This window comes from Bradyrhizobium lablabi (assembly GCF_018129385.1).
In the GTDB taxonomy this organism is placed as follows: Bacteria; Pseudomonadota; Alphaproteobacteria; order Rhizobiales; family Xanthobacteraceae; genus Bradyrhizobium; species Bradyrhizobium lablabi_C.
Window position 1 is genome coordinate 1 of sequence record NZ_JAFCLN010000013.1, and the last position, 25,958, is coordinate 25,958.

30 protein-coding genes are annotated in these 25,958 nt (G+C 63.5%); 16 read left to right on the forward strand and 14 right to left on the reverse strand.

Annotation, left to right across the window (positions count from 1 at the left end; translation table 11 throughout):
• The first annotated feature begins 429 nt into the window (after positions 1–429).
• Positions 430–2,436 (forward strand): S9 family peptidase, encoded by a 2,007-nt coding sequence (locus JQ628_RS22320; protein ID WP_212225391.1) that lies wholly within the window; start codon positions 430–432, stop codon positions 2,434–2,436.
• 10 nt (positions 2,437–2,446) lie between these two features.
• Here the strand turns inward: JQ628_RS22320 and JQ628_RS22325 are convergent, their stop codons facing one another.
• Entirely contained in the window at positions 2,447–2,878 is a 432-nt protein-coding gene (locus tag JQ628_RS22325) for a hypothetical protein (protein WP_212225392.1), read from the reverse strand.
• Between the two features lie 91 nt (positions 2,879–2,969).
• On the opposite strand from JQ628_RS22325, the gene JQ628_RS22330 reads away from it, so the two are divergent.
• From JQ628_RS22330 to JQ628_RS22340, 3 genes are all read left to right on the forward strand, one after another.
• Positions 2,970–3,404, forward strand: coding sequence for a DUF1772 domain-containing protein (locus JQ628_RS22330; RefSeq protein ID WP_212225393.1), 435 nt, complete (start codon positions 2,970–2,972; stop codon positions 3,402–3,404).
• 6 nt (positions 3,405–3,410) lie between these two features.
• A complete protein-coding gene (locus tag JQ628_RS22335; protein ID WP_212225394.1) occupies positions 3,411–4,001 on the forward strand; it encodes a hypothetical protein in 591 nt (196 codons plus the stop codon).
• An 87-nt stretch (positions 4,002–4,088) separates the two neighbouring features.
• Positions 4,089–4,679: a YdcF family protein gene (locus JQ628_RS22340; protein WP_212225395.1), complete on the forward strand. Its 591-nt coding sequence runs from the start codon at positions 4,089–4,091 to the stop codon at positions 4,677–4,679.
• 2 nt (positions 4,680–4,681) lie between these two features.
• Here JQ628_RS22340 and JQ628_RS22345 read toward each other — a convergent pair whose 3' ends face one another.
• The gene (locus tag JQ628_RS22345; RefSeq protein ID WP_212225397.1) at positions 4,682–6,028 is read right to left on the reverse strand and encodes a PLP-dependent aminotransferase family protein; all 1,347 of its coding nucleotides are present in this window, start codon (positions 6,026–6,028) and stop codon (positions 4,682–4,684) included.
• A 180-nt stretch (positions 6,029–6,208) separates the two neighbouring features.
• Between JQ628_RS22345 and JQ628_RS22350 the strand changes: the two genes are divergently transcribed.
• Positions 6,209–6,436, forward strand: a complete 228-nt coding sequence (locus tag JQ628_RS22350; protein WP_212225399.1) for a DUF1127 domain-containing protein — start codon at positions 6,209–6,211, stop codon at positions 6,434–6,436.
• Positions 6,437–6,490: 54 nt separating this feature from the next.
• Here JQ628_RS22350 and JQ628_RS22355 read toward each other — a convergent pair whose 3' ends face one another.
• Both JQ628_RS22355 and JQ628_RS22360 read right to left on the reverse strand, forming a co-directional pair.
• Positions 6,491–6,916, reverse strand: a complete 426-nt coding sequence (locus tag JQ628_RS22355) for a universal stress protein (RefSeq protein WP_212225401.1) — start codon at positions 6,914–6,916, stop codon at positions 6,491–6,493.
• 53 nt (positions 6,917–6,969) lie between these two features.
• Entirely contained in the window at positions 6,970–7,512 is a 543-nt protein-coding gene (locus JQ628_RS22360) for a SixA phosphatase family protein (RefSeq protein ID WP_212225403.1), read from the reverse strand.
• 96 nt (positions 7,513–7,608) lie between these two features.
• On the opposite strand from JQ628_RS22360, the gene JQ628_RS22365 reads away from it, so the two are divergent.
• The 5 genes from JQ628_RS22365 to JQ628_RS22385 all read left to right on the forward strand — a co-directional run bounded on the left by JQ628_RS22365 (position 7,609) and on the right by JQ628_RS22385 (position 15,434).
• Entirely contained in the window at positions 7,609–9,102 is a 1,494-nt protein-coding gene (locus tag JQ628_RS22365) for an NAD(P)/FAD-dependent oxidoreductase (protein ID WP_212225405.1), read from the forward strand.
• A gap of 66 nt (positions 9,103–9,168) precedes the next feature.
• Positions 9,169–9,669 (forward strand): peptide-methionine (R)-S-oxide reductase MsrB, encoded by a 501-nt coding sequence (msrB, locus tag JQ628_RS22370; RefSeq protein ID WP_212225406.1) that lies wholly within the window; start codon positions 9,169–9,171, stop codon positions 9,667–9,669.
• A gap of 165 nt (positions 9,670–9,834) precedes the next feature.
• Positions 9,835–11,640: a flagellar hook protein FlgE gene (locus JQ628_RS22375; protein ID WP_212225407.1), complete on the forward strand. Its 1,806-nt coding sequence runs from the start codon at positions 9,835–9,837 to the stop codon at positions 11,638–11,640.
• A gap of 37 nt (positions 11,641–11,677) precedes the next feature.
• Positions 11,678–13,555: a flagellar hook-associated protein FlgK gene (gene flgK, locus JQ628_RS22380; protein WP_212225408.1), complete on the forward strand. Its 1,878-nt coding sequence runs from the start codon at positions 11,678–11,680 to the stop codon at positions 13,553–13,555.
• Positions 13,556–13,562: 7 nt separating this feature from the next.
• Positions 13,563–15,434 carry a flagellar protein gene (locus JQ628_RS22385; RefSeq protein ID WP_212225409.1) on the forward strand — a complete coding sequence of 624 codons (1,872 nt, stop codon included), beginning with the start codon at positions 13,563–13,565 and terminating at the stop codon, positions 15,432–15,434.
• Between the two features lie 68 nt (positions 15,435–15,502).
• Here JQ628_RS22385 and flbT read toward each other — a convergent pair whose 3' ends face one another.
• Positions 15,503–15,940: a flagellar biosynthesis repressor FlbT gene (gene flbT / locus JQ628_RS22390; protein WP_212225410.1), complete on the reverse strand. Its 438-nt coding sequence runs from the start codon at positions 15,938–15,940 to the stop codon at positions 15,503–15,505.
• Positions 15,941–16,324: 384 nt separating this feature from the next.
• Between flbT and flaF the strand changes: the two genes are divergently transcribed.
• Entirely contained in the window at positions 16,325–16,690 is a 366-nt protein-coding gene (flaF, locus tag JQ628_RS22395; RefSeq protein WP_212225411.1) for a flagellar biosynthesis regulator FlaF, read from the forward strand.
• 29 nt (positions 16,691–16,719) lie between these two features.
• Positions 16,720–17,085 (forward strand): hypothetical protein, encoded by a 366-nt coding sequence (locus JQ628_RS22400; protein WP_212225412.1) that lies wholly within the window; start codon positions 16,720–16,722, stop codon positions 17,083–17,085.
• Positions 17,086–17,089: 4 nt separating this feature from the next.
• Here the strand turns inward: JQ628_RS22400 and JQ628_RS22405 are convergent, their stop codons facing one another.
• The 4 genes from JQ628_RS22405 to JQ628_RS22420 form a co-directional block, all read right to left on the reverse strand.
• Complete coding sequence (locus JQ628_RS22405) at positions 17,090–17,455, reverse strand: hypothetical protein (protein WP_212225414.1); 366 nt, start codon at positions 17,453–17,455, stop codon at positions 17,090–17,092.
• A gap of 155 nt (positions 17,456–17,610) precedes the next feature.
• Positions 17,611–18,096, reverse strand: a complete 486-nt coding sequence (locus JQ628_RS22410) for a hypothetical protein (protein ID WP_212225415.1) — start codon at positions 18,094–18,096, stop codon at positions 17,611–17,613.
• Between the two features lie 14 nt (positions 18,097–18,110).
• Positions 18,111–18,443, reverse strand: coding sequence for a flagellar assembly peptidoglycan hydrolase FlgJ (gene flgJ / locus JQ628_RS22415; protein WP_212225416.1), 333 nt, complete (start codon positions 18,441–18,443; stop codon positions 18,111–18,113).
• The gene (locus JQ628_RS22420; RefSeq protein ID WP_212225417.1) at positions 18,443–19,561 is read right to left on the reverse strand and encodes a flagellar basal body P-ring protein FlgI; all 1,119 of its coding nucleotides are present in this window, start codon (positions 19,559–19,561) and stop codon (positions 18,443–18,445) included. The genes flgJ and JQ628_RS22420 overlap by 1 nt, the downstream gene beginning before the upstream one ends.
• A gap of 253 nt (positions 19,562–19,814) precedes the next feature.
• Here JQ628_RS22420 and JQ628_RS22425 point away from each other — a divergent pair, with 253 nt between their 5' ends.
• On the forward strand, positions 19,815–20,228 hold the full coding sequence (locus JQ628_RS22425) for a flagellar assembly protein FliX (RefSeq protein ID WP_212225418.1): 414 nt from the start codon (positions 19,815–19,817) through the stop codon (positions 20,226–20,228).
• 150 nt (positions 20,229–20,378) lie between these two features.
• Here the strand turns inward: JQ628_RS22425 and JQ628_RS22430 are convergent, their stop codons facing one another.
• Positions 20,379–20,750, reverse strand: a complete 372-nt coding sequence (locus JQ628_RS22430; protein ID WP_212225419.1) for a winged helix-turn-helix transcriptional regulator — start codon at positions 20,748–20,750, stop codon at positions 20,379–20,381.
• Between the two features lie 103 nt (positions 20,751–20,853).
• Between JQ628_RS22430 and JQ628_RS22435 the strand changes: the two genes are divergently transcribed.
• From JQ628_RS22435 to JQ628_RS22445, 3 genes are all read left to right on the forward strand, one after another.
• Positions 20,854–21,465 (forward strand): NAD(P)-dependent oxidoreductase, encoded by a 612-nt coding sequence (locus JQ628_RS22435; RefSeq protein ID WP_212225421.1) that lies wholly within the window; start codon positions 20,854–20,856, stop codon positions 21,463–21,465.
• 210 nt (positions 21,466–21,675) lie between these two features.
• Entirely contained in the window at positions 21,676–22,041 is a 366-nt protein-coding gene (dksA, locus tag JQ628_RS22440; protein WP_092509290.1) for an RNA polymerase-binding protein DksA, read from the forward strand.
• A gap of 45 nt (positions 22,042–22,086) precedes the next feature.
• Positions 22,087–22,872 (forward strand): 2-keto-4-pentenoate hydratase, encoded by a 786-nt coding sequence (locus tag JQ628_RS22445; protein WP_212225423.1) that lies wholly within the window; start codon positions 22,087–22,089, stop codon positions 22,870–22,872.
• 687 nt (positions 22,873–23,559) lie between these two features.
• Here JQ628_RS22445 and JQ628_RS22450 read toward each other — a convergent pair.
• From JQ628_RS22450 to flgH, 4 genes are all read right to left on the reverse strand, one after another.
• Positions 23,560–23,970 carry a type II toxin-antitoxin system VapC family toxin gene (locus JQ628_RS22450; protein ID WP_212225425.1) on the reverse strand — a complete coding sequence of 137 codons (411 nt, stop codon included), beginning with the start codon at positions 23,968–23,970 and terminating at the stop codon, positions 23,560–23,562.
• A complete protein-coding gene (locus tag JQ628_RS22455; protein ID WP_212225427.1) occupies positions 23,967–24,227 on the reverse strand; it encodes an antitoxin in 261 nt (86 codons plus the stop codon). The genes JQ628_RS22450 and JQ628_RS22455 overlap by 4 nt, the downstream gene beginning before the upstream one ends.
• A gap of 234 nt (positions 24,228–24,461) precedes the next feature.
• Positions 24,462–24,827 carry a hypothetical protein gene (locus tag JQ628_RS22460; RefSeq protein WP_212225429.1) on the reverse strand — a complete coding sequence of 122 codons (366 nt, stop codon included), beginning with the start codon at positions 24,825–24,827 and terminating at the stop codon, positions 24,462–24,464.
• A gap of 317 nt (positions 24,828–25,144) precedes the next feature.
• A complete protein-coding gene (gene flgH / locus JQ628_RS22465) occupies positions 25,145–25,957 on the reverse strand; it encodes a flagellar basal body L-ring protein FlgH (protein WP_212225430.1) in 813 nt (270 codons plus the stop codon).
• Between the last annotated feature and the right edge of the window lies 1 nt (position 25,958).

Sequence of the window (25,958 nt, forward strand, 5' to 3'; positions counted from 1 at the left end):
ACCGCGGGTGCAGCGCGCACCCGGCATTCCCTGCGCCCTCTATCGTTAGAGGCGCGATGAATTTGAATAGCTCGGGCGAAAGCACGTCGCGAGAATATCTCCGCTCGTCGTCCCCCGCGAAGGCGGGGGACCCAGTATTCCAGAGACAGTTGTGATCGATCCGAGAAGCCGCGGCGTACTGGATCACCCGCTTTCGCGGGTGATGACGACCTACCCTGAGGCTGCCGCTACGCCTTCAACGTATTCAGAAACCGCACGGGCTTGCCAGTCGGCGGCGTCGGCCGTGATCTGGTTCGGTGCGCCGGCAGGCCGGGGCGCCCGGCGTGCCGATGAAGTGATCGGGCGGAGGCGCTCCCCACGTTGCACGCCCTTGCAAAATATCTATGCTCGCGGGCCGCGCGGCCAACAGAGCCGCTACCGGAGGTTCTCATGCCTGCTCCGATCGATCGCCGCGATTTCCTCCAGCGCGCGGCCATGCTGGGAGCGGCGCTGCCGCTCGCCGGATTTCCCCAGGCCGTGCAGGCGCAACAGGCCGCGCTCGTTGCGCGAAAGGTGTTTTTCGACAATCCCGATTACATCAACGTGCGCGTCAGCCCCGACGGCCAACACCTCGCGTGGCTCGCACCGATCGACGGCGTCCTCAATCTCTGGGTCGCCCCGGTCGCCGATGTCGCCGCCGCGCGCCCGGTGACGCACGTGACCGGTCGCAGCATCGGAACGTACATCCGCTGGGCCTACACCAGCCGTCATCTGGTCTTCTTCAGGGACAATGACGGCGACGAGAATTATCGCGCCTTCAGCGTGGATGTGAGTACCGGTGCGGTCGTGCCGCTGACGCCCGAGGGTGCAAAATCCTGGCTCCAGGAACTGGACGCCAAATTTCCCGAGGAGGCGCTGTTGCGGCACAATCACCGCGACAAGCGCTATCCGGACCTGTTCAGGATCAATCTCGTCACCGGCGCCAGCGAGCTGGTCCACGAGAACAAGGAATATGTGTGGGTGGTGACCGACGGCGATTTCAAGCTCAGGCTGGCGGCGCGCTACGCTGCCGACGGCACCGCCGAGGTGTTCGAACGCCGCGCCGACGGAAGCTTTGCGCCGTTCATGAACATCCCGATCGGCGATCTCGACATGACGCGGCTCGTCGACTTCAGCGCCGACGGCAAGACCATGTACATGATCGATGCCCGCGGCCGCGACAAGGCGGCGGTGTTCGCCGTCGACATGGCCACGCGCAACGCCACAATGCTGGCCGCGGACGAGGAAGCGGACATATCGCTTATCATCCTCGATGAGCAGCAACGGCGCCTGCTTGCAGCGCGCTCGGTGAGGGCTCGCGCCCGCTGGCATCCGATCGATCCCTCGGCCGGGCGGGATCTGGCCGATTTGGCTCGCCAGCCGGGCGACGTCACGCTCGTCAGCAGCGATCATGCCAATCGTCTGGCGACCGTGCTCTACGAGCGCGATACCGAGAGTGGTGAGTTTGCGGTGATCGATCGCCAGACCCACGAGGTGCGAAAGCTGTTTTCGCAACGCAAGTCGCTCGCCGACGTCGCGCTCAGTCCGATGCTACCGGTGGTCATTCCCTCGCGCGACGGCATGAAGCTGCATAGCTACCTCACGGTGCCGGTCGATAAGGCCGGCAGCGGGCCGATGCCGATGGTGCTGGTGATCCATGGCGGCCCTTATCTGCGCGACAATTGGGGCTTCAATTCGGTCCACCAATGGCTCGCCAATCGCGGCTATGCGGTGCTGAGCGTCAACTATCGAGGCTCGACCGGATACGGAAAGGCCTTCGTGCAGGCCGCCAATCGCGAATGGGGCGGCCGGATGCACGATGATCTGATCGATGCGGTCGAGTGGGCGGTCGCGCAAGGCATCGCCGATCCCAAACGGGTCGGCTTCTATGGCGGAAGCTATGGCGGCTATGCGGCGCTGACGGCGGCAACCAGAACGCCGGAAGTGTTCGCCTGCATCGTCGACATCTTCGGCATCTCCAACCTGATCACCTTCATGGCGACGATCCCGCCTTATTGGGGTCCGTGGTTCAGCATCTGGAAGAACAGGCTCGGAGATCCCGATACCGAAGCCGGCCGCGCGTTCCTGATCGAGCGCTCGCCGATCACCCATATCGACAAGGTCGCGCGGCCGATCCTGATCGCGCAGGGCATGCGCGACGTGCGCGTGGTGGCCGCCGAGTCCGAGCAGATGGTGAAGGCGCTGAAGCAGCGCGGCGTGCCCGTCACCTACATCACCTTCCCCGACGAGGGACACGGCTTTGTGCGCCCGGAAAACCGCATGGCCTTCACCGCGGTGACCGAAGCGTTTTTGGCAAAGCACCTCGGCGGCCGCTACCAGCCGGTCGACGGTGATTTTGCCGGCTCAACAATCAAGATCGAGACCGGCGGCGAATTGGTGCCGGGAATTTCGAGATAGGGGAAAATTATCAGGCCTTGCGTAGCGCAAAATGCGCGCCACAAAACGCCATCGCGGCGCCGAGGCATAATGCCGCGAGTCCCGCGAGTACGCCCGAGATCGTCGGCACCGGGCTTGGCGCGGATGCGGCCTGTCCTGCGCCGGCCAGCACCAGCACGCCGATCACGATCAGGAACTGGCGCATGCGTTGAGGAATCTGGCCGGAGACTGCGCTGTGCATCAAGGTTGCGGTAAAGTAGCCGCCGGAAAATCCGACGGTCGCGATCAGCCACCACGCGATCGCCGCGCCCGCCGGCATGAAGTCGCGCGTATCGGTCCACAGGCCGCCGAGATCGAGGCCGTAGCGCGCGCCGAGCATGTGCACGGCGAGCGCCAGCAGCACGCCTGCGATCATGGCGCCCGCCAGGATCAGGCGGCGCGGGAAATAGGTCGTCTCGGCCATGTCTCACTTGTAGGATAAAGCCGATTGCGGGCGCAAGCAGACGCGGAACATTCAGCCCGAATTCGGTTATCCCTTGAGGAGGGCTTTGCCCATGATATCGGGTCTGCTGGCGCTGACGGTCGCCGCGATCTTCACGGGTGCGGCGCTATACGTGAACGTCGCCGAGCAGCCGGCGCGCCTGATGCTGGACGACGAGGCGCTGCTCGCCGAATGGAAGCCGTCCTACATGCGGGGCTTTGCGATGCAGGCGCCGCTGGCGCTGGTCGGCACGGTGCTCGGCGTGATCGCCTGGTGGCAGACCGCGCACGTCGCTTTCCTGATGGGCGCCTTCGCAATGATCTCTCCATGGCCGTGGACCATTCTGGTCATCAAGCCCACCAACGACGCGTTGCTGGAGACCGAAATCGGCAGGGCAGGGCCGCTGTCGCGGGCATTCGTCGTCAGATGGGGATGGCTGCATGCGATCCGCACCGGCCTCGGCGCGCTGGCGACCCTTGCATTTTTCTGGGGATGCATGCAGCGGTAAGCACGCATGCCCACGGATATCGACCACGAAACGCCGCCGCAAGATCGCTACGCCTACAAGGCGTCGCTGATGGGATCGGCGCATCTGTTCGAACTGACGAAGAAGGGCCTGTCGTGGAAGATCGGCGGCCGGTCCGACGTATGGGCCTACACCGACATTGCGTCGATTCGCCTGTCCTTTCGTCCGGTGACGATGCAGTCGCACCGCTTTCGCGCCGACATCCGTCATGCGAGCGGCAGGCGCATCACGGTCTTGTCGACGACGTGGCAGACGGTCGCATTGATGGTGCCGCAAAACCAGGACTACCGCGCCTTCATTACCGCGCTGCACCAGCGCATGGCGGCCGCCGGAAGCCGCGCCGTGCTGAGCGGCGGGCTGACGACGATTCACTACGGCGCGGCGATGGTGTGCCTTGCGTTGCTCGCCGTCGCGATGGCAGGCCTGCTCGTGCGCGCGATCGCGACCGGCGAATGGCCCGGCGTGCTGTTCCTGCTCGCCTTTGCCGCCTGGTTCGTCTGGCAGATCGGCGGCTTCGTCCGGCGCAACCGCCCGATCACCTACACCTTCGATCATGTTCCGGAGTCGCTACTGCCGTAACGCAATCAAGCGCAATCAAAAGTGACTTCGCGCGACGTGGAAGGCGCGGCATCGTCGCGATGGCTACCGGATGGGGCGAGCAAAGCCGTGCAGGATCGAAGCGACCGGATTCCGAACGAGGCGGAAATCATCGAGATCAATGCCCGGCATCTGATCGAGACGCCGTTGAAGCCCGCGGATCTGCTGTTCGTGTTCGGCACGCGGGAAGACGTGGGCGTTCGGGTCGAGGAAGCATGCCGGTTGTGGCGCGAGGGCTATTTCCGCCGGGCCATCGTCAGCGGCGGCATGACGGCCGGCTCGCATCTGTCGGAGTGCGCGGTCATCAAGCCGGCGATGGTGGCGGGCGGCGTGTCGGCCGAGATCATCCTCGAGGAGCATTGCGCGGAAAACACCGGCGAGAACGTCATCTTCTCGCTGCCGATCATCGATGCGGCGATCGGGCTGAAGAACATCCGCAGCGTGATTTGTCTCGGCAACACCTGGACCGCGCGGCGCTATCCGATGACGCTGCACCGGCACTGGCCGGAGGTCGAAAAGATGCTGGTCACGGTGGACAGCTTTGCGACGCCGCGACACCTCTGGCATACCGATGCAAAATTCCGCCGCCGCATCCTGCACGAATGGGACAAGATCGAGCCGTACAAGGCGAGGGGATTTATCGCGGAATGGCCGGAATAAAGCTATTCCGTCGAGTCGAAATCCTCTTCCTGCACCTTGAGCATGCCGGCAAGCGTCTGCAAGGCCTGATCGAGTTGATCGATCGGCGGCTGGGCCAGCGCCAGCCGCACCGCATTCGGCGCGTGGCCAGGCGTGACGGCAAAGGTGGTCGATGGCGTCAGCGCGATGTCGCGTTTGGCCGCGGCCGCAACAAAAGTCTGCGAGCGCCAGTGGTGCGGCAAGGTCAGCCACAGATGGTAGGATTGCGGATTGGCCTGGATCTCGAAGCCGGCGAGGCGCTCGCCCGCCAATTGTTGGCGGCGCTGCGCGTCGGCGCGCTTGAGCCTGACCAGTTCGGCGGCGGTGCCGTCGGCCATCAGCCGCTGGCCGGCGGCGAAGGCATAGCCGGCCGCGGTCCATCCGCCGGAGCGCACGGAGGCCATCACGCTCTCGCGCAGCCGCGTCGGAGCGACGATGAATCCAAGCGCCAGGCCCGGCGCCACCTTCTTCGAAAGGCTGTCGAGAAAGATGCAATTGTCCGGCGCCAGCGTTGCGAGCGGCACCTCATCCGAGAGGAAGCCGTAGACGGAGTCCTCGATGATCGGCAGCTCGAGCTTTTCGGCCATGCGCACGACGTCAGCGCGGCGCGCCGGCGGCATGGTCATGCCGAGCGGATTTTGAATGGTCGGCTGGATGTAGAGCGCCGACAGATGCGACTCGCGATGCGCCCGCTGGATGGCGTCGGGGCGAACGCCGTCCTCGTCCATGGCGAGCGGCACCAGGGTGACGCCGAGCCGCGCGGCGATGCCCTTGATGAACGGATAGGTCAGCGCCTCGACGCCGCAGCGGCCGCCGGGCGGCACGACAGCGGAGAGGGCGGCTGCGATGCATTGCCGGCCGTTGGCGGTGAAGACAATCTGTTCGGGGTTCGGCGACCATCCGTTGCGCGACAGGAAATTCGCCGTGACGTTTCGCGCCGCCTGCGTGCCCGCGCTGGTACCTTGCCTCAGTGCAATCTCGAGCGCTTCGGGGCGGTCGAGGCCTTCGAGGCTCTTGGCGATCAGGGCGGCTTGTGTGGGCAGGCGCGGATAATTGATCTCGAGATCGATACGGGCGCCGCGCGGCTCGGTCAGCGCAGCCGTATCCCCGCGCGCAACTTTGCCGGAAATGAAGGTGCCGCGGCCCACTTCGCCAACCACGAGGCCCCGCCTGAGCAACTCCGTATAGACGCGGCTCGCAGTCGAGGCCGCGATCTTGCGCTCATAAGCAAAGGTCCGCTGCGGCGGTAGCTGGTCACCGGGCTTGAGCCCGCCGTTTTCGATCTCGGCGGCAACCGCATCGGCAAGTCGGAGATATTCGAACCGGGACATTTATTGCTCCGAGAGCAATGTTTTGATTGCGCCGATACAATACCAGGATCATGGTTGGTTCCACAAGCCCGAGATTGCACCGAGGAGGCGAAAGCAATCCGAGAACAAGGCGCGAGTGCACCGAGAGTGCATTGGCGTTACCGGCGGAGCTTGGCCGCCGCATCACGACTGGAGACTGAAATGACCACGATCTACACGACTGCAGAATCCGCTCCCGCGACCGCCTTCGGCGGCTTCACCCGCGCGATCGCCAACTGGGCGAACGGCCTTGCCGCGCACTGGGTACGTCGGGAAGCGATCAAAAACCTGCAGGCGCTGGATGATCGTGCGCTGCGCGACATCGGCATCCCGCGCAGCCATATCGAGGCGGCCGTCAAGGGCAATCTCGACCTGATGCGATTGAGCTGAACACAGCCTTGAGTTCGAGCATGCCCCGTCCCTTCAAGGGTCGGGGCAATTGCTTCAATGCCTCACCACCAGCACGGAGCATTTGGCATAGCGCACCACATGCCCGGCGTTGGAGCCGAGGAAGTAGGTGCGCATCGCCGGCCGGTGCGAGGTCATCACGATCAGGTCGGCCTTGATCGCGGCGGCCTCCTCGAGAATCTCGTGATAGATACCGCCCTGGCGCACGACGCCCGAAATCCTCGCGGCCTCGATGCCGGATTCGCGCGCTACGATCGCAAGCGCTTCCTCTGAAGTCTGGCGCTGCTGGCTGTCGAAATCGGCCGGCACATACTCGGCCAGCATGACCGGTGTCATCGGCAGCACGTTGAGCAGCCGCACCTTGCCGCTCCAGGTCTGCGATAGCGTCGCGGCGGTCGCAATCGCGGGTTTCGCCAGGTCGGTGTCGGCGAGATCGATCGGCACCAGGATGGAGTTGAACATCTGCGCCTCCCCCTCAAGTCCGGCTAGCCTAACATGACCGATTGATGTCGGGTCTAGTCTCCAAAAGTCTGCCGCAGCAATTTCGGACTCGTGAACAGCACGAGCTTGCCGCGGCGGAACGCCACATCGGTCCAGTCGTCGACGTCGAAATCGAGCACGGCAAGGCCCGAGGTCGGCAGATTGTCCTCCAGCGCCTTCTTGGCAGGCTTGTCGCCGCTGCCCGCCAGCATCAGCGCGAGTTCATGCATGCCGGGATTATGGCCCACGACCATCAGCCGCTTCGGGTCGTGCGCCGACGCCAGGCGAATGCTGTGCAGCAATTGCGAAGGTTCGGCGCCGTAGAGTTCCGGCAGGAATTCGACGGCCGGCAGGCGCACGCGATCCTTCATCGCCTTCCACGCAATATCCCAGGTTTGATGGGCCCGCACGGCGGGTGAAACCAGCACCCGATCGGGGAACGGCGGATGCGCGCTGATCCAGTGGCCCATTTCGGCGGCATCCCTGAGCCCGCGGTCATCGAGCCGGCGGTCCTGATCTTGCCCCGAAGGCGCATTAGTCTCGGTCTTGGCGTGACGCAACAACATCAAACGGCGCATGGCGCGATCTCGATTCGTCCTGATTCCGCGGATTAATGTACAAGCCAGCCTTCAGGACAAGGTGACAAGCGCCGCAGCGGTCCGTAAGAAAACGGCATGAGCGAGACTTCCACAAGTGCCGGCGCGGGACGGGCCGGGGGAACGCAGGAAACGCGGGCGCGGCTGTCGTTCGATCTGGACGTCGACATCGCCATCGTCGGTGCGGGAGTTGCGGGCCTGACGGTGGCGCTTGAAGCCGCGCGGATGGGCGCCAGCATTGCCGTGCTCGAGGGCCGGCATGTCGGCTGGAACGCGTCCGGCCATCATCTGGGCACGGTGATGCCGGGTTTCGGCCTGCCGATCGCTGACTTGATCGAGCGCGTCGGCCTCGAAGATGCCCGCGAGCTGTGGGCGCTGTCGAAGGAGGGCGCTGATTACGTCCGCAACTGCGCCACCGAAGAGGCGATGCCCGGCATCGCGCTCTCCGAAGGTGTGCTCGAAGTTTCCAATATCGATGTCGGCGAGACGCTGATCAGCCGGCTCCAGACCTTGAGCGAGGATTTCGAGACCGAGGTGGAAGGCTGGCAGGTCGATCGCGTGCGCGATCAGCTCCGCACCGGCCGCTACTTCCACGGCATCTATTATCCGAGAGCGTTTCAGCTCGATCCCCGCAGATATGTCCACGGCCTTGCCGGGCTGGCGCGGCGCGCCGGCGTGCGCATCTTCGAGGATACGCCGGTCGTCAGCATCGATCCTTCCGGCATCCGCAAGCGCATCGTCACGCCGTCGGCGCGGCTGCGCGCCTCGCACATCGTGCTCTGCGGCAACGTCCATCTGGGTGCGCCGCTGCGGCGGTTGTCGGAAACGTTGCTGCCGGTCTGGCGCTATGCCGGCGTCACCGAGCCGCTCGGCGAGCGTCTCGCCGAGACCATCGCGTTTGCAGGATCGGTGATGGACAGCGACGGCGTCGATCATTTCCGTATCGTCGACGGCGATCGCCTGATGTGGGCCAGTCCGGAAACCACCTGGGAAGCGCGGCCGAAACGTTTCGCCGGCGCCGTTCAGCGGCGGATCGACACGGTGTTTCCAAAGCTCGGCAAGGTACCGATCGAAGACGTGTTCGGCGGTGCGGTCGGCGTGACCGTGCACGGCATGCCCCAGGTCGGTCAGTTGCGCAAAGGGCTTTGGGTGGCGAGCGGGTTTGGCCGGCAGGGTCTCGCGACCTCGGCGATGGCCGGAATTCTGGTGGCACGCAGCATCTTGTGGGGCGATGAGCGCTGGCGGCTGTTTTCGCCGTTCGAGCTGGTCTGGGCCGGCGGGCCCACGGGGCGGGTTGCCGGACATCTCGTCAGCATGTGGACGCGCGGCAGTTCGGCCGCGGCCGGCGCCGTGGCCCGGCACCGCGAGCGGGCGAGGGCCCAGGAACGGATTCGCGAGGCGCGTCTGGCCGAGGCCAACCGCCAGGCCGGCACGCGGGGGCCGCCCCGCCGCCGCCTGCCGCCGGGCCAGCCCCGTCCCGTGCAGCCGCCGCCTGAAACCGCCACCAATGTGGCGGGCGAGGGCGCCGTGCCATCGCAGGAAAGTGAGAATATTCGCTCGCCTTCGGTGTAACTTCTCTTTGCAGGCCGCGTATCTGCCAGCGAACCGTTTTCAGTCCGCTTCGCACGGAGACCATTGATGACCGATCGCCGTATCCTGCTTGCCACCGTTGCCGGCCTGTTCGGCCTTGGCGCATTCCGCTGGTTCCGCGCCGAGCCCGCGCAGGCTGCCGAAAAGTTCGAGGTCGAGAAGACCGACGCCGAATGGCGCGCCCAGCTCACCCCGCAGCAATACGATATCCTGCGCAAGCACGGCACGGAGCGGCCGTGGTCGAGCCCGCTGTTGAAGGAGCACCGCAAGGGCACCTTCGCCTGCGCCGGCTGTGACCTGCCGCTGTTCTCGTCCGACACCAAGTTCGACAGCGGCACCGGCTGGCCGAGCTTCTGGCAACCGCTCGACAACGCGCTCGGCAAGACCGAGGACCGCACCTACGGCATGACGCGGATCGAGGTGCATTGCCGCCGCTGCGGCGGCCATCTCGGCCATGTCTTCGACGACGGGCCGAAGCCGACCGGCCTGCGCTATTGCATCGACGGATTTGCGCTTGTCTTCAAGCCGTCGGCGGCTTCGGCGTCCTGATAAAACCGGCAATTATTGCCTCCACCGGCAAATGTGCCCCGGTCCGTGGACCGGGGCTTTTCGTTCAAGCGGTTGATTTGGCTTGATTTTCATATTTGGCACGACGCTTGCGACAAGTTCTCCCGGATGCGGCATGGCCGCGCGGATCGAATTGGAGAACATGTCATGGGTATCTTCGGGGCACTTACGACGGCGGTGGGCGGCCTGCGCGCGAATGCCTACGCGCTTGAAAACGTCTCGGGCAACATCGCCAACTCCCAGACCACCGCGTTCAAGCGCATCGACACCAGCTTCAAGGACCTGATCCCGCAGACCTCGACGACCCAGCAATTGGCCGGCGGCGTCACCACCCAATCGCGCAGCACCAACAACGTGCAAGGCGACGTGCAGACCGCATCGGTCGCGACCTTCATGGCCATCAACGGCAACGGCTTCTTCGCGGTGCAAAAGCCCGGCAACTTCACCGACGGCACGCCGGTGTTCGACGGCGTCGACCGCTACACCCGCCGAGGCGATTTCCAGCTCGACAAGAGCGGCTACCTCGTCAACGGCGCCGGCTACTACCTGCAAGGCGTTCCGATCGACCCGACCACCGGCAACCCGTCCGGCAGCTCGCCGCAGGTGCTGAGATTCCAGAACGACTTCCTGCCCGCGCAGCAAACCACCAAGATCGATTATCGCGCCAACCTTGCGTCCTATCCGCTGACCACCAAGCACGATACCTCCGTGCAGGGATCGGAGCTGATCGCGCCTTCGTCGTACAGCAACGGACACAATCCGCTCGTCGTCGGCACGCCGCCGGCGCCCTATACCGATCGCACGATCAGCGGCACCGCGCAGTCCAACAAGGCGACGCCGTCGGTGTTCAACACCGGGGCGACCCTGCTGTCGGGCGCGGCCGGCACCGACTCGATCAGCGCCAACTTCGCCGTCAACGACACTATTACGATCAACGGCAACGTCATCACCTTCGTGGCGTCGGGCGCGGGGGCCAACCAGCTCAACATCACCGACGACATCGATGACCTGCTCGCCAAGATCAACTCCATTACCGGCTCCGCGTTGCCATCGACAATCAACAACGGTTCGATCACGCTGCACACCGGCACGACGTCGAACCTTACGATCTCCAGTTCGAATACGACGGCATTTGCCGCCCTCGGCTTCACCGGCACGGTCTCCGTGGCGCGCGGCGGTGGCGGCACGATCGGTACCGGCCAGGTGATCGGCAACGACGTATCGACCTTCCTCGAGGAATCGGTCGCTGGCGGCGCGGTCACGACCTATGACGTCTCGGGTGCGCCCGTGAACCTACAGTTCCGCTGGGCCAAGACCGACAGCGCCTCGCTCGGTGCCGGCCATACCGATACCTGGAACCTGTTCTATCAGGTCAATCCGAATGCGACCGGCACGCAGGTGGCCTGGCAGAACGTCAACACCAACTTCACCTTCTCCGCCGCCGGACAGATGTCGCCGCAAGTCCCGTCGATCACGCTCAACAACGCGGTGGTCAACGGCGTGTCGCTCGGCAGCCCCGTCATCAATTTCGGCACTGGTGGCATCACCCAGTTCGCCGATGCCAACGGCAACGTTCAGGTCAACCGGATCGAGCAGGATGGCTTCCCGGCCGGCCAGTTGCAGTCGGTCGGCGTCTCGACCAACGGCCGCATCGTCGGCAACTATTCCAACGGGCGCAACCTCGACCTCGCTGAAATTGCGGTCGCCACCTTCAACGGCACCAACTTCCTCAAGCGCGTCGACGGCGGCGCCTTCGAAGTGACCACCGAATCGGGGCAGGCGCTGTTCGGCAAGGCGGGCTCCATCGTCGGCTCGTCGCTGGAAAGTTCGAACACCGATATCGCCGACGAGTTCACCAAGCTGATTGTCACGCAGCAGGCCTATTCGGCGAACACCAAGGTCATCACCACATCCAATTCGATGGTGCAGGATCTCCTGAACGTGATGCGATAATCGGCATCACGACACGAGCTGAGGTGAGTATCCAGTCATGGGTTTGAGCCAAGCCCTCTTCACCGCGATGTCGGGCCTGCGGGCGACGCAAGCCTCGCTCTCGCTGGTGTCCTCGAACGTCGCCAACGCGGAAACGCCGGGCTACGTCCGGAAGACCACCAACCAGGTCACCGGCCTGACCGGCGACTATGGTTCGAGCGTCCTGATCAACGGCGTCAACCGGGAGCTCGATCAATATCTACAGACCCAGGTGCGCACCGAAATGTCGGGCGCTACCTATTCCGCCATCCGCTCGACCTATCTTTCCAATCTGCAATCGGTCTACGGCAATCCCGGTGATGCCGGCACCATCGAATACGCATTCAACAACCTTTTGACCGCGGTCCAGGGGCTGTCGACCAGTCCGGACTCCCAGGCGGCCCGCATCGGCGTCATCAACGCCGCGGCATCGATGGCGCAGCAACTCAACGCGACGACGCAGGGGATTCAGAACCTGCGCGCCAATGCCGAAACCGGCATCAACGAGTCCATCAACGTCGCCAACAATGCGATGGCGCAGATCGCCAAGATCAACATTCAGTTGCAGGCCAACGGCAAGACTGACGCTGCCACGGCCTCGCTACTCGATCAGCGCGATCAGTATATCGACCAGCTATCGCAACTGATGGATATCAGGACCGTCACCAACAATCTCAATCAGGTGACCGTGTTCACCAATTCCGGCGTGCAGCTCGTCGGCACCGAAGCCTCGCAGTTGAGCTTCAATCCGCAGGGCACGATGACGCCCAACACGCTGTACAATTCGGATCCCACCAAGAACAACGTCGGCACCATCACCATCAACTTTCCGCATGGCGGCAGCTACGACATGGTGTCGACCAATTCGATCCGGTCCGGCAAGATCGCCGCCTATCTGGAGCTGCGCGACAACACGCTGGTGCAGGCGCAGGCGCAGATCGACCAGTTTGCCGCGTCGATGGCGAGCGCGCTGTCAGACAAGACCACCGATGGCGCCGCGGCTACCTCGGGCGCCCAGACCGGTTTCGATCTCGACCTGGCGGGCTTGAAGAGCGGCAACGTCATCCACGTCACCTACAAGGACAACCTCACCGGCGCCACGCATAATCTTTCGATCGTGCGGGTCGACGATCCCAGCGTGTTGCCGCTCGGCAATTCGGCGACGCTCGATCCCAACGACGAAGTGTTGGGCGTGGACTTTTCCGCCGGCATGGGTTCGGTGCTTGCCCAGCTCAATTCCGCGCTTGGTTCCACCGCCAACCTTCAGTTCTCGAATCCATCGGGCACCACGCTGCGCGTGCTCGACGACGGCGCGACGAACCGCTCCGACGTGACGGCGGCCTCGGTGACGACCACGATGTCCTCGCTCACCAGCGGCAATCCGCAGCTTCCGTTCTTCACCGACAATGGCGTGCCGTTCTCGGGCGCGATCACGGCGAACGGCTTGCAGCAGACCGGTCTTGCCGGGCGCATCAGCGTCAACACCGCGCTGCTCGGCGATCCTTCGCGTACCATCGTCTATTCGACCAATCCGCTCACCGCGGCCGGCGATACCACACGCTCCGATTTCATCCTGAACCAGCTCGCGAACGGAAACTATCGCTATACGCCGCAGACCGGCATCGGTACCACGGCAGCGCCCTTCACCGGCACGCTAGCGAACTTCGCGCGTCAGTTCATCAGCCAGCAGGGCGAGAACGCGACGTCGGCCAAGCAGCTCGCGGACGGCCAGAGCGTCGTGCTCAATACGCTCCAGGAAAAAGTGACGGCGACGTCAGGCGTGAACATCGACGACGAGATGGCGCATCTCTTGGCGCTGCAAAACGCCTATTCGGCCAACGCGCGCGTGATGTCGTCCATCAAGCAGATGTACGACACGCTGATCCAGGCGATGTGAGGGTTTCATGGCTATCGACGGCGTAAACGGCAGGACGAACTATATCGGATCGTCGATCGTCAATCTCCGAGCCCAACTCGACGAGCTGACGCGGCAGCTTGCAAGCGGCAAGGTTTCGACCACCTATGCCGGCCAGGGGCCGGATCGCGGATTTGCGCTCAGCCTTCGTTCGCAGGTCTCACTCATCGACGCCTACAAGGACACCGCCAACAACGTCAATACACGGCTCAGCGTCGTCAATCTCGCGCTACAGGGCATGGTGGACATCGGCAAGTCGGTCAAGAGCGCGGCGACCACGGCAACCGTCGTGCTCAACGACAGTGGCCAGACCTCGGGCCAGATCACGGCGCAGGCCGCGTTCGCCAACGCGGTGTCGCTACTCAACAGCCAGTCGGGTGACCGCTATCTGTTTTCGGGACGCACGACCGACCAGCCGGCCACCGTTTCCGCCGACGTCATGCTCTATGGCGACGGCGCCAAGGCAGGATTGTCGCAACTGGTCAACGAACGCCGGCAGGCCGATCAGGGTGTCGGCAATATGGGGCATCTTGCCGTCTCCTCGCCGCCCGCGACGACGACCGTGACGAGCCTCGCCGAAGATGGCTCCGCATTCGGCTTCAAGCTCGGCACCGTCACCTCGTCGTTGACCGGCGCAACGGTGACGCAGGCAACCGGCGTGCCGCCATCGGTGACTGTCGACCTGGGCGCTACCAATCCAAACGAAGGCGACAAGATCACGTTCAATTTCACGCTGCCCGACGGCACGACCGAGCCGCTCACGCTGACGGCAACCACGACCAGTCCGGTGCCGGCCGGCTCGTTCGCAATTGGCGCCGATACCGCTGCGACGACGGCCAATCTACAGACGGCGCTGACCTCGGCGGTCAAGACGCTCGGCGACACCTCGCTGGTGGCGGCTTCCGCCATCAAGGCCTCGGATGACTTCTTCAACCCATCGGCCACGATCGGCGGAAGCTCGGTCAACAACCAGGCCGCGACGCCCGGGCCGATCACCGGCGCAACGGCGCTTTCGGGCGCGGCCGGCACGGATTCGCTGACCACAAGCTTCGGGATCGGCGACACCATCACCGTCAACGGCACGCCGATCACCTTCGTTGCGTCCGGCGCGACGGGCAACGAGGTCAACATCACCGACAGCGTCCAGACGCTGCTCGCCAAGATCGATTCGATCACCGGCACCAAGACTCCATCGACCATCAACGGCGGCGCCATCACGCTGCATGGCGGCAGCGGAGAATCTCTCACCGTGACCAGCTCGAACACGGCCGCGTTCGCCGCGCTTGGTTTCGGCCCGACCGTGTCCGCAAATCCGGCGCCGCTCCGCGTTGCCGGCCCGCCGTTCAATACGGCGACCACACTGGTGGCCGGTACACCGGCGAACACTGTCTCGTGGTACACCGGCGAAACCGGCACGGACTCCGCGCGGGGCACTGCGGTGGCGCGTGTGGATCAGGCGGTCACGGTGCAATACGGGGCGCGTGCCAACGAGGAGGCGTTGCGCTATCAATTGCAGAACATCGCGGTCTATGCCGTGGTCACCACCAACGCTGCCAACCCGAATGCGAGCGCGCAGGTGGCCGCGCTCCAACAGCGCGTTTCGGCGAACCTTGCGCCGCAGACCGGCCAGCAATCGATCCAGGATATGCAGGCCGAGTTCGCCGGCGCGCAAACCGCGATCAAGGCCGCAACCGACCGCCAGACCCAGCTCAAGGGCATGGCACAGACGATGCTGGACTCGATCGAAGGCATCAATCAGGACGAGGTGGCAACCAAGATCCTGGCGTTGCAGACCAATCTACAGGCGTCCTATCAGACCACCTCGATGCTGTATCAGACGACGCTGCTCAAATATCTCTGACGATCGCGACGCCGGGTACAAAAAAGGCCTTCGTATGAAGGCCTTTTTCGTTTCGATTTTTGCTTCGATCAGGCCGATTTTCGATCGGTCGCTTCGTCCGCGTCATGCTCCTGGAGCTTGCGGGCGGTCTCGATCAGCTTCTCTTCATGGCCGATCAGTTTCCTGCCTTCCTTCAGGGCGTGATAGAGATCGCCGTTGAGGATATAGTTGTTGATGCCTTCGATATAGGGCCAGGCGCTCGGCATCGCCGTCAGCACGTCACGCACCAGGCTGAAATAGGTCGGGTGATGCGCCATCGGATCCGGCGACAGATACATCAACTGCACGGCGAGATAGACCAGCTTGGCCGGCGTGTCGGCGGTCTCCGGCGTCAGGATGTCCTTTTCGCGCAGGATCGGAATCCGGTCGCCGTCAATCAGCAGACGCGCGCGCTGATCGGAATTGGTGATGACGCATGCGCCGATGATGATGCGCTCGTGCGGCTTGAGTTCGACTTTCAAGGCCATGCCTGTTCTCCGTTGCCGCTGGCGCGCGAGCAAATGCCGGCTTCTTCTTTGCGATTGTGCGGTCCGCGGCCGATTCGGCTGTGATCCTTCCCGATCATGGTTAACGGACGGTAAATGCGGCCGCCGCCGCGTCCGTAGTATTCCGGGACAGGCTCATTTGTCGTCCGGTCGAATCAATGTGTGGTTGTCGTTTTATGTTTTCTTAGAGACCTCGGCATCAGGCTGAGCCGTCGCCTTGCGTCGGAATGAACACGCGTTTTTGCCGCCTCGCTGACACACTTGGTAACCGCCGCTAACCATATTTAAAGGTCGTACCTGTATGAAAGATAGGCAGTTTTGAAGTTCCCGCGGCGCCTGCCAACCGCTCCCCATTGAGGTTACTGAATGTCTAATGCAGCCCAAGCCTACGCTCGCACTTCCCAGACGACGTCGTCCCCTCGTGAAATCGAAGCGCAGGCGCTCCTGAAGGCTGCACGGCAGCTCCAGGAGGTGCAGACCAACTGGACCGGCCCGGGCAAGCATATGGACGACGCGCTGCTGTTCAATCGCCGGCTGTGGTCGATCTTCATGAGCGCGGCCTCTGCCGCAGAGAATCCGCAGCCGCTCGAGGTCCGCCAGAACATCGCCAATATCGGCGTGTTCGTCATGAAGCAGACCGTCGAGATGCAGCTCAACCCCGATCCGGCCAAGCTGAAGTCGCTGATCGACATCAACTGCAATCTGGCTGCCGGTCTCGCCGGCCGCGGCTAACGGGATCCGGGCGGGCAGGGAGTGGTCGAATGGCCGATATGATGTCGATCCTGTCGGCCAGCTACAAGTCCGCGGGGCTCAACGTCCCCTCGCATACGCCGTACGTCGCCGTCGACCCGGCGCTGTACGAGGGAAGCTGGACCGGCAAATACCCCGACGGCAAGACGTTCGAGATCGGTGTGTCGAACGTCAACGGGTTCCGCGCCAAGGTGGCGTACAAGTCCGGCACCACCGTCAAGTACCAGGACGTGCTGATCAAGGACAATGCGTTCCGGGTCGGCGACACCAAGTTCACGCTCACCGGATACGGCCAGGCGCTGGTCAAGAACGTCGTCACGGATCCCGCGTCGGGCTCGACCTTTCTCGACCAGGCCTACGCCAAACGGACCAAATAGCCTCTCAAGCCTCGCGGTCGGTGGCGCGCAGGCGCGTCGGCGCGTTTTTGGTCAGATCGAGCGTGTTGAAATAGGCGCGGCGGCGCAGCACCGCTTCTTCCGGAAATTGCTTCACCACCACGCTCGTGCGATTATCGACCACCTGGTACACGATCGAAGCCGCTTCGCGATCGATCACCACCTGATTGGAGAGCGAGCGCGTGGGGACGTTGGCATTGAAGCGCGCGGGCGCGCCGGCGTCGGGCGCGGTCACGCTCTTGGGCGCCGGCAATTCGGTCGCGACCGCCTGTGTAGCCGTTTCGCTGGCCGGCTGGACGATAGGCGCGGCAACCGGTGCCCCCACCGGTTTGATGCTGAAATCCGTACTCATGGCAACCTCCTGAGGCGCCCCTGAAGTCAAATCCCAACCCTTCCCGGTAGGCAACTATGCCCGCCAGCTCTCAATATGCTGTTATGAAATGCGATGAATGCCGCGCTCATGTGAGCGCGACATTTTGATGAAAATTCTATCGATTGCGCCGCGCGCTAGAGCGAGCGGCTTACGGCGAGCGGCCGCACCTGACGCGCACTCGGTGCGGCGCGCTGACCGGCCGCGGTATAGCCGTTCGGCATGTTGTTGCGCTGAACTTCCGCATTGACGCCGCGCACGATGCCTTCGGACACCGCATGGGCGGTGGCGAGCACCGTGAGATTGACTTGCAGCATGCCGTGAAAGGTCTCGTGGTGACGGCGCAGCGTCGCCAGCAATTCCGGCGCCACCTGCTTGAGATGGGTTTGCACGTTCTTCAGGTTCTCGACCCCGACCAGATAGCGGCGCGACAGCTCGCTCTTCTGCGACTCCAGCTTCATCGCCTCTGCGACCTTGCCGGCGCGCACCAGCTCGGTTTCACGTTCGACGACCGCGAGCAGGGCGCTCATGACTTCCATCATGTCCTCGGCGAGCTTGCGCGCTTCGGCCGGGGTAGATGCCACCGGCCGCGGTGCCGGCGTCTGGCGCTGAGGATGGTTCATGGTCAAGTGCTCCATTAACCGGCGCTTGCCGCCTGCTGAAGGATCAGCGTGCGGAACACGTCGTTCGAGATTCCGACGCCGCCGGATTTTGCGAATGATTTCGAATATTGCTCGGTCAGCATCGAGCGCCACACCCCGGTGCCGGGCGTGTCGCCGAACGGGCCTTCGCCCTTGATGCCCGACGTCATCTGCGAAAACATCGAATTGAGGAACAGCGCCTCGAAGTCCTGCGCCTTGCCGCGCAGCGTCTTCTGCGTTTCCGGCGAGACCTTTTTCAGGGCGTCGTTGAGCAGCGCGTCGGGACGGCTTGCCTGGGCGGTGTGGAGATAGGTGGTGATAGAGTTCATCACATCACCTCGATGTCGGCCTGGATCGCGCCGGCCGCCTTGATCGCCTGCAAGATGCCGATCAGGTCGCGCGGGCCGATGCCAAGGCCGTTGAGGCCGTCGACGAGCTGCTGGAGCGACACGCCGTCCTTCACGACCGCGAGCTTCTTGCCGTCCTCGGTGACGCCGACCGCCGAGCGCGGCGACACCACGGTTCGTCCGCGCGAGAACGCGTTGGGCTGGCTGACCTGCTGGCTTTCGGAAATCGTCACGGTGAGATTGCCCTGCGCGACCGCGACGGTGGCAACGCGCACGTCGCGGCCCATCACGATGATGCCGGAACGCTCGTCGATGATAATTTTCGCGGTGAGATCCGGCTCGACCTGCAACTGCTCGATCTCGGTCAGGAAGGCGACGACGTTGCCCTTGAATTCGGCGGGGATGGTGAGCTGCACGGTCGAGGGATCGATCGGCTCGGCGGTCTTCACGCCGAGGAAGTCGTTGACGGCCGCCGCGATGCGCTTGGCGGTGGTGAAGTCGGGGTTGCGCAGCGCGAGGCGCGCATTGGGGAGGCGGTTGAGCGCGAATTCGATCTCGCGCTCAATGATGGCGCCGTTGGCGATGCGTCCGACCGTCGGCACGCCGCGGGTGACGCTGGCGGCCTGTCCTTCGGCCGCGAAACCGCCGATCGCGAGCGAGCCCTGCGCCACCGCGTAGACGTTGCCGTCGGCGCCCAATAGCGGCGTGACGAGCAGGGTGCCGCCCATCAGGTTCTTGGCATCGCCGAGCGCGGAGACGGTGACGTCCATCCGCGTGCCCTGGGTGCCGAATGCTGGCAGGTTGCCGGTGACCATCACGGCGGCGACGTTGCCGGTGCGGATGGTGGCGCCGCGGATGTTGACGCCCATGCGCTCGAGCATCGCCTGTAGCGATTGCTTGGTGAAGGGGATGTTGTTGAGGGTGTCGCCGGTGCCGTTGAGGCCGACGACGAGGCCATAGCCGATGAGCTGGTTCTGCCGCACGCCCTCGATATTGGCGAGGTCCTTGATGCGCGACGTCGCGCCTGCCGGCAGCGCCGACAGCGCCAGCGCTGATAGCGCGACGCAGGCCGATATCAATCTTGTACGGATGCCGGGCATCCCATGCTCCCCATAACTTGCCGGATCGAGGACACTCCCATGACCTGATCCGGGATTAACCATGCGAGCGCCGTGCCACGTCTGGCCCGCGGCTCAATCGATTGAGATCGCTTGCGAAATTTCTTCGCGCGCATCGATCGGGGGGCGCCGTTGCGATGGCGAAACTGCCGGGGCGGCAGAATTTGCCGGGTCGTTTACGCATCGTTAACCATCGGCGGGCGATGGTTCGCCCAAGCAGGGGCTGAGCATCACGATGCGCATCTACGGACCGAACGGCACGACGCTGGGCACGCCGTCCAGCAGCGCGCGCAAGACATCTTCGTCCGGCTTCACGCTGCCGGACATGACGGCCGCGCCCGAGGCACGCTCCACTGCTGCACCGAAGGCGAGCGCCAACATCGACGCGCTGCTCGCGTTGCAGGGCGTCGAGGAGGATCCGGTCGAACGCCGCAAGCGATCGGTCGCCCGCGGCAGGGGCGCGCTCGACGTGCTCGACGATCTCAAGATCGGATTGCTGGCCGGTAATCTCGATGCTTCCACCGTGCACCGCCTGCGCGATGCGGCGGCGAATTTGAAATCGTCCTCCGGCGATCCCGGGCTCGATGCGGTGCTGGCCGAGATCGAGCTGCGCGTCGAGGTGGAGCTCGCGAAGGCGGGCCGGTTTTAGGTTCACGCTCCTAATCTTCTCGTCGTCGTCCGGCTTGACCGGACGACCCAGTATTCCAGAGACGGCAGTGATTGAGTCGAGAGGCCCCGGCGTACTGGATCGTCCGCCTTCGCGGACGATGACGGTGGAGTGTGAGGCTCGCACTTCTCCTTACGCCGCCTTCGACGTCTTCTGCGCATCGTAACGTCGCTGCGCGGCCGTCACTTCCTTCAGATTCTCCTCCGCCCAGTCGCGCAGATGGTCGACCGCTTTCGCGAGCGTCCCACCTAGCGGGGTGATGGAATATTCCACCGTCACCGGCACGGTCGCGAACACGCGGCGCTTGATCAGCCCGTCGCGCTCCAGACTCTTCAACACCTGGCTGAGCATTTTTTGCGAGATGCCTTCAATGGTGCGGCGTAACGCATTGAAACGCATGGGCTCGTCGCGGATCAGAATCAAGATCAACACCGCCCATTTGTCGCCGATGCGGTCGAGGATCTGGCGCGTCGGGCAATCGGCCGAATAGGCGTTGGGCTTCATGGGTTACTCCGGCGTTATCAGGTAGGTTCAAAGTGCTCTCTTAACACCTACAGCGCTTTGGATATCTAGTCACCATTGGAAACCATATACCAGTGGAGACATCATGAAGATCGCCATCATCGGCGCCTCCGGCAATGCCGGCTCGCGCATCACCAGGGAACTCGCCGGCCGCGGCCACGCCGTTACGGCGATTGCCCGCAACCCCGCTGGCATCGCGGTGCTGCCCAATGTCGTCGCGCGGGCCGGCGACGCGACGGACCAGGCCGGGCTCACGCAACTTCTCGCCGGGCACGATGCCGCCATCAGTTCCGTCCACTTCCTCGATTCGGATCCGGCAAAACTGATCGGCGCGGCGAAGGCCTCCGGCATCGGCCGCTATCTGGTGGTCGGCGGCGCCGGCAGCCTTGAGGTGGCGCCGGGGGTGCGGCTGGTGACGACCCCAGGTTTTCCGGCCCCGTACAAGGCCGAAGCCGAGAAGGGGGCCGCCTTCCTCGACCTGCTGCGACAGGAAAGGGAGCTGAACTGGACGTTCCTGTCGCCGTCGGCGCTGTTCGCCCCCGGCGAGCGGACGGGCAGGTTCCGCCTCGGAAAGGACCAGCTTTTGACCGGCGCGGATGGAAAAAGCTGGATTTCCTTCGAGGATTTCGCATTTGCACTCGCCGACGAGATCGAGCGCCCGGCCCATATCCGAGCCCGGTTCACGGTCGGCTACTAGGCGAGCGGAGGCACCCCCGGCGGGGCCGGATAAACTTGCCTGTGCAAGGCTTTGGGGAGGCTCGGGCTTTGGCCCGGGCCGATATTGTCTGTCACAAGAGGCCGCTATATAAGGCGCGCCAAATAGGACCGTTTTGGTCCGGCAAACCTTGCAGATAGGCTGACCTTGGAAAAATTGAAGAACTACCGGCCTTCCGAAAAAGAGCCTTTCATGAACGATCGCCAGCGGGACTATTTCCGCGCAAAGCTGCTGGCGTGGAAAGACGAGATCCTCCGGGAATCGAAGATCACCTTGCAGACGTTGCAAGAGGAGAACGTCAATCATCCGGATCTGGCGGACCGCGCCTCCTCGGAGACCGATCGCGCGATCGAGTTGCGCGCCCGCGACCGCCAGCGCAAGCTGATCTCGAAGATCGACGCTGCGCTCCAGCGCATCGAGGACAACACCTACGGCTATTGCGAGGAGACCGGCGAGCCGATCTCGCTGAAGCGCCTCGAGGCCAGACCGATTGCGACGCTCTCGGTGGAAGCCCAGGAGCGTCACGAGAAACGCGAAAAGGTCTATCGCGACGAGTAGCGTCCGCCGGCCCTGACAGCCGGCTTTTTCATGGAGTGCCGGCCGATGGACAAAATTCTTGCGGCCGCCAAGAAGATCGCCGCTGCGCGCCGCTCGCGCGCGCCGCTGGATTCTCTTCCCGACGACATCGCGCCGCGCGACGAGGCCGAGGGCTATCAGGTGCAGCGCGCGCTGCACGACCTGATATTGCCGAAAGTCGGCGCGCTGGTCGGCTACAAGATCGGCTGTACCAGTCCGGTGATGCAGCAATATCTCGGCATTCCCCATCCCTGCGGCGGCGGCGTGTTCGAGAAGGTCGTGCACGATAGTGGCGCAAAACTGCCGGCCTCCGACTACGTCCGCGTCGGCGTCGAATGCGAGATCGCGGTCAGACTGGCGCGCGACGTGCCCGCGAGCGAGGAGCCGTTCACCGCCGAGTGGATGGCTGAAACGGTCGAGGCCTATTACCCTGCCATCGAGATTGTCGACGACCGCTACGTCAAATGGGAGACGCTGGGCGCACCGACCCTCGTGGCGGATGATTTCTTCGCCGCCGGTTGCGTGCTGGGCGAGGCCGTGCCGCGCAATAACGCGCCCAACCTGTTGACCGTTACCGGCCGCGCGCTCATCAACGGCGAGGAAGCCGGAAGCGGCACCGGCGCCGACGTGCTCGGCCACCCCCACAACGCGCTCGCCTGGCTCGCCAACCATCTCGCCGCCGAAGGCAGGGGCCTGCACGCCGGCCAGATCGTGCTGACGGGGAGTCTCGTGAAGACGGTATGGCTTGGCGCCGGCGATCACGTGCGGATGGAGCTGGCGGGGCTGGGCGAGGTGGAGGTGACGTTCACGTGAGGTGAGCGCCCGCGAGCGGCCCATAAAGACTCGTCATACCCGCGCATGCGGGTATCCAGTACGCCGCGGCTTCTCGGTTCAATCACGGCGGCCTCTGGAATACTGGATCGCCCGGTCAAAGCCGGGCGACGACGGATGGGTATGTAGCAACGTTCTCGCGACACCATGTGCCCGAGTCTTGATCCTCGTTTCGCCCCCGAAAGCGCGAGGGCGCAGGGGAATGCCGGGTGCACGCTGCACCCGCGGTCCCGTGTGCGTTGCTTGCGCAAAAAGAAGTGCACACGAGCATACAGGTGAAGCGGAGGCATTCCGGCATCCCCTGCGCAATGGCTTTACGGCTTATACCGTGCTCTCCCCGGTGAGAGCGCGTGTTGTCACCGTCGCACGCGAGGAGCGAGAGCTTCTCGCGCACTTGGTACCTGCATAGCGGCGCCAGGACCACACGGCTTTGCCGTACGCGGACGGCGCTTCGTCCGGCGTGGTGAAACGCCTGACGCCGCCCGCGTCCATCGCATCCCGTGACCAACGTATAGTGACGATCGCGATACGCCCCTCGACCGGCACGAGACGGTCGGAGTTGTAATTCTGATTTTCGGAATTGTGAAGTGGAATATTTTTTATTGGGGGGCTTGACAGTGATTCTGAATATCGGAAGTTGATTTGCCCGACAAGTGGAGAAGGGTCGCTTCACGCAGCCCAATTGACGACGATCAAACCCGGCACCCGTTCAAATTCGCGTTGATTGAGTGTCACCAATGGAGCGCCGCGGCGACGCGCTTGTGCGGCGATCAGGATATCATAGGGACCAATTGGCGTGCTGCTGCGTTCGAGGTGGGCCCTAATTTCGCCCGCATGCATCGCGTCGTCGTCCTCAAACGGAAGCCGCTCGATGCCGAGCCGATCGAGAAATCCTTCAAGTAGGCGCTCGTTGATTTCGCGTCGTTCGCTCTTGGCAAAGCCGTAGCGCATCTCGAACAACGCGATCACGGGCAGTGCGATCGGCATGCCTCCGCGCATCTGTTCTTCGAGGCGGTGACGCAGCGATGAACTGCGTCCATTGACGATCGGAATGACGATGTTGGTGTCGAGGCAGATCATTCGTCGAAGAAGACCCGTGGGTCGGGTTTCACCGGCGGATCGTCAGGGAGGCCGTCCGGCAGAAAATCTTTTGCCCCGAGAGCGTCAAGTTCGGCCCAGAACTTGTCGAAGTCGACCGGCTGTTTCTTCAGCGGCTCCAGGATGACTCTGTCGCCCACCTTGCTGACGCGAACCTCGGTTCCTTCGAAGCGGAATTCTTTGGGCAAACGCACGGCCTGACTGCGGCCGTGCATGAAAATTTTAGCGGTCGCTGTCATTCGGCACCTCGTAAAATATGGTAGATACCAAAAATATATATCGATGTTGGGCTACAGTCAATTGCTTGAAGGAGCGACCTATCCTCATCGTCTTTTTTCATAGTTGAGTATGTGACGTCAGAAGATGGGAGGACCTTGCACTCAGGAAGGTAGCGTAGTCCCTCAAAGGAAGCGGCCCCGTCGCCGAAGGTGATGGGGCCACTTTAGGTGCAACGTTGGTTGTTGGCGTCGGCGCTACCTCACCACCGCCACCTTTCGCGCGCGCACGCGCACCGGTGGGCCCATGTCGCGCTGCCAGATGGTGCCGTTGTCGAACTGGATGGTCGAGCCATCAGGCGTATAGACCGCGCTCATGTTGTAGTCGTCGGCCCAGATCCGACTGGTTGGCGCAAAGGTGTCGGGCCAGGCACGGGAGGGCTGGCCGGCTTCGTTCACGAGATTGAGGTTGTACCCGTTCTGTGTGACGAAGGCGGGAGCGCCGGGCGCGCCGCGGCATCCTTCGATGCAGCGATAGGCGCCCGACAGGTTGATGGATTGGGCCGATGCTCCGCCGGCCGCGAGCAAAGTTGCGGCAGCGAGCGCGTAGGGTGCTAGTTTCATGGCAAACACTCCAAGAGGATGACACTCACGCTGATCCCGGGATCTTGGGAATCCCTCGATTAGTCGCATCAGGGGCGTTTGGTTCCGCTTGCAGGGCCGATAATGCGGTTCCGTCTGGTCACGGATCGGCGATTGTTACAGGGGTGCCGTTGCCGCAGTCGTGATTGCTGGATGGAAGGTGTTCGCGGCTAGACGTTGCTACGCTGCGGAATAACGGCAATAGAGCACGGCCTCCGGCAGGGGAGCTACCGGAGGCCGCGTTGGTACACGTCGCTGCGCCTAGGTTCGCAACGATGTGTGGGAGCTTTGAATTTGGTTTAGAACGGCAACAGGATATCGGACACCTGCTGGCCATAGCGCGGCTGTTGCACGTCCATGATCTGGCCGCGGCCGCCATAGGCGATGCGGGCTTGGGCGATTTTCGTGGAATCGATGGTGTTGTCGCTCTGGATGTCCTCCGGGCGCACGATGCCGGCGACGATCAGTTCGCGAATCTCGAAATTGACGCGGATCTCCTGCTTGCCCTCGACCACGAGATTGCCGTTCGGCAGCACCTGGGTCACCACGGCGGCGACGTTGGTGGTCAAGGATTCCTGGCGGTTGACCGAACCCTTGCCGTCGGCCGACGACGTCGAGTCGGTGGTCAGCAGCTTGCCGGGCAGGATCTTGTTGGACTGCGTGATGGTCTGGGAACCGATGAATGCGGAGATGCCGGAGTCTTCCTTGGCGGTACGACTGCGCTGGGTCTCGTTGGCGATGTTGGCCTTGTCGGTGATGTTCACCGACACCGTCAGGATATCGCCGATGCGCGCGGCACGCTGATCCTTGAAGAAGGCGCGCGAGCCGTTCCGCCACAGCGAGTTGGCATTGTACGAGGCCACTTCCGGCTTCGGCATCGGCATCTGCACCGGCTTGTAGCCAGGTTGCGCAGTCGGATTCTCGATCGCGTTCAGCTTCGGCGCCTCGCCGATCTGCGAGAGGCGGTCGACTGCCGAGCATCCAGTAGCGACGCTGAGTACGGCCAGCAGCGCGGCGGCTTTGAAGACGCGTGAGACTTTTTGTTTTGACGCGTTTTCTTCACGCGAACCGGTACCCACTTCGCTCGAAAACGCTTTGGTGTACTTATACATG

Bases quoted from the DNA above. Each gene is read 5' to 3' on its own strand.
- JQ628_RS22320 (WP_212225391.1), top strand. From the start codon at position 430: ATGCCTGCTCCGATCGATCGCCGCGATTTCCTCCAGCGCGCGGCCATG.
- JQ628_RS22325 (WP_212225392.1), bottom strand. From the start codon at position 2,878: ATGGCCGAGACGACCTATTTCCCGCGCCGCCTGATCCTGGCGGGCGCC.
- JQ628_RS22330 (WP_212225393.1), top strand. From the start codon at position 2,970: ATGATATCGGGTCTGCTGGCGCTGACGGTCGCCGCGATCTTCACGGGT.
- JQ628_RS22335 (WP_212225394.1), top strand. From the start codon at position 3,411: ATGCCCACGGATATCGACCACGAAACGCCGCCGCAAGATCGCTACGCC.
- JQ628_RS22345 (WP_212225397.1), bottom strand. From the start codon at position 6,028: ATGTCCCGGTTCGAATATCTCCGACTTGCCGATGCGGTTGCCGCCGAG.
- JQ628_RS22350 (WP_212225399.1), top strand. From the start codon at position 6,209: ATGACCACGATCTACACGACTGCAGAATCCGCTCCCGCGACCGCCTTC.
- JQ628_RS22355 (WP_212225401.1), bottom strand. From the start codon at position 6,916: ATGTTCAACTCCATCCTGGTGCCGATCGATCTCGCCGACACCGACCTG.
- JQ628_RS22360 (WP_212225403.1), bottom strand. From the start codon at position 7,512: ATGCGCCGTTTGATGTTGTTGCGTCACGCCAAGACCGAGACTAATGCG.
- JQ628_RS22365 (WP_212225405.1), top strand. From the start codon at position 7,609: ATGAGCGAGACTTCCACAAGTGCCGGCGCGGGACGGGCCGGGGGAACG.
- msrB (WP_212225406.1), top strand. From the start codon at position 9,169: ATGACCGATCGCCGTATCCTGCTTGCCACCGTTGCCGGCCTGTTCGGC.
- JQ628_RS22375 (WP_212225407.1), top strand. From the start codon at position 9,835: ATGGGTATCTTCGGGGCACTTACGACGGCGGTGGGCGGCCTGCGCGCG.
- flgK (WP_212225408.1), top strand. From the start codon at position 11,678: ATGGGTTTGAGCCAAGCCCTCTTCACCGCGATGTCGGGCCTGCGGGCG.
- JQ628_RS22385 (WP_212225409.1), top strand. From the start codon at position 13,563: ATGGCTATCGACGGCGTAAACGGCAGGACGAACTATATCGGATCGTCG.
- flbT (WP_212225410.1), bottom strand. From the start codon at position 15,940: ATGGCCTTGAAAGTCGAACTCAAGCCGCACGAGCGCATCATCATCGGC.
- flaF (WP_212225411.1), top strand. From the start codon at position 16,325: ATGTCTAATGCAGCCCAAGCCTACGCTCGCACTTCCCAGACGACGTCG.
- JQ628_RS22400 (WP_212225412.1), top strand. From the start codon at position 16,720: ATGGCCGATATGATGTCGATCCTGTCGGCCAGCTACAAGTCCGCGGGG.
- JQ628_RS22405 (WP_212225414.1), bottom strand. From the start codon at position 17,455: ATGAGTACGGATTTCAGCATCAAACCGGTGGGGGCACCGGTTGCCGCG.
- JQ628_RS22410 (WP_212225415.1), bottom strand. From the start codon at position 18,096: ATGAACCATCCTCAGCGCCAGACGCCGGCACCGCGGCCGGTGGCATCT.
- flgJ (WP_212225416.1), bottom strand. From the start codon at position 18,443: ATGAACTCTATCACCACCTATCTCCACACCGCCCAGGCAAGCCGTCCC.
- JQ628_RS22420 (WP_212225417.1), bottom strand. From the start codon at position 19,561: ATGCCCGGCATCCGTACAAGATTGATATCGGCCTGCGTCGCGCTATCA.
- JQ628_RS22425 (WP_212225418.1), top strand. From the start codon at position 19,815: ATGCGCATCTACGGACCGAACGGCACGACGCTGGGCACGCCGTCCAGC.
- JQ628_RS22430 (WP_212225419.1), bottom strand. From the start codon at position 20,750: ATGAAGCCCAACGCCTATTCGGCCGATTGCCCGACGCGCCAGATCCTC.
- JQ628_RS22435 (WP_212225421.1), top strand. From the start codon at position 20,854: ATGAAGATCGCCATCATCGGCGCCTCCGGCAATGCCGGCTCGCGCATC.
- dksA (WP_092509290.1), top strand. From the start codon at position 21,676: ATGAACGATCGCCAGCGGGACTATTTCCGCGCAAAGCTGCTGGCGTGG.
- JQ628_RS22445 (WP_212225423.1), top strand. From the start codon at position 22,087: ATGGACAAAATTCTTGCGGCCGCCAAGAAGATCGCCGCTGCGCGCCGC.
- JQ628_RS22450 (WP_212225425.1), bottom strand. From the start codon at position 23,970: ATGATCTGCCTCGACACCAACATCGTCATTCCGATCGTCAATGGACGC.
- JQ628_RS22455 (WP_212225427.1), bottom strand. From the start codon at position 24,227: ATGACAGCGACCGCTAAAATTTTCATGCACGGCCGCAGTCAGGCCGTG.
- JQ628_RS22460 (WP_212225429.1), bottom strand. From the start codon at position 24,827: ATGAAACTAGCACCCTACGCGCTCGCTGCCGCAACTTTGCTCGCGGCC.
- flgH (WP_212225430.1), bottom strand. From the start codon at position 25,957: ATGTATAAGTACACCAAAGCGTTTTCGAGCGAAGTGGGTACCGGTTCG.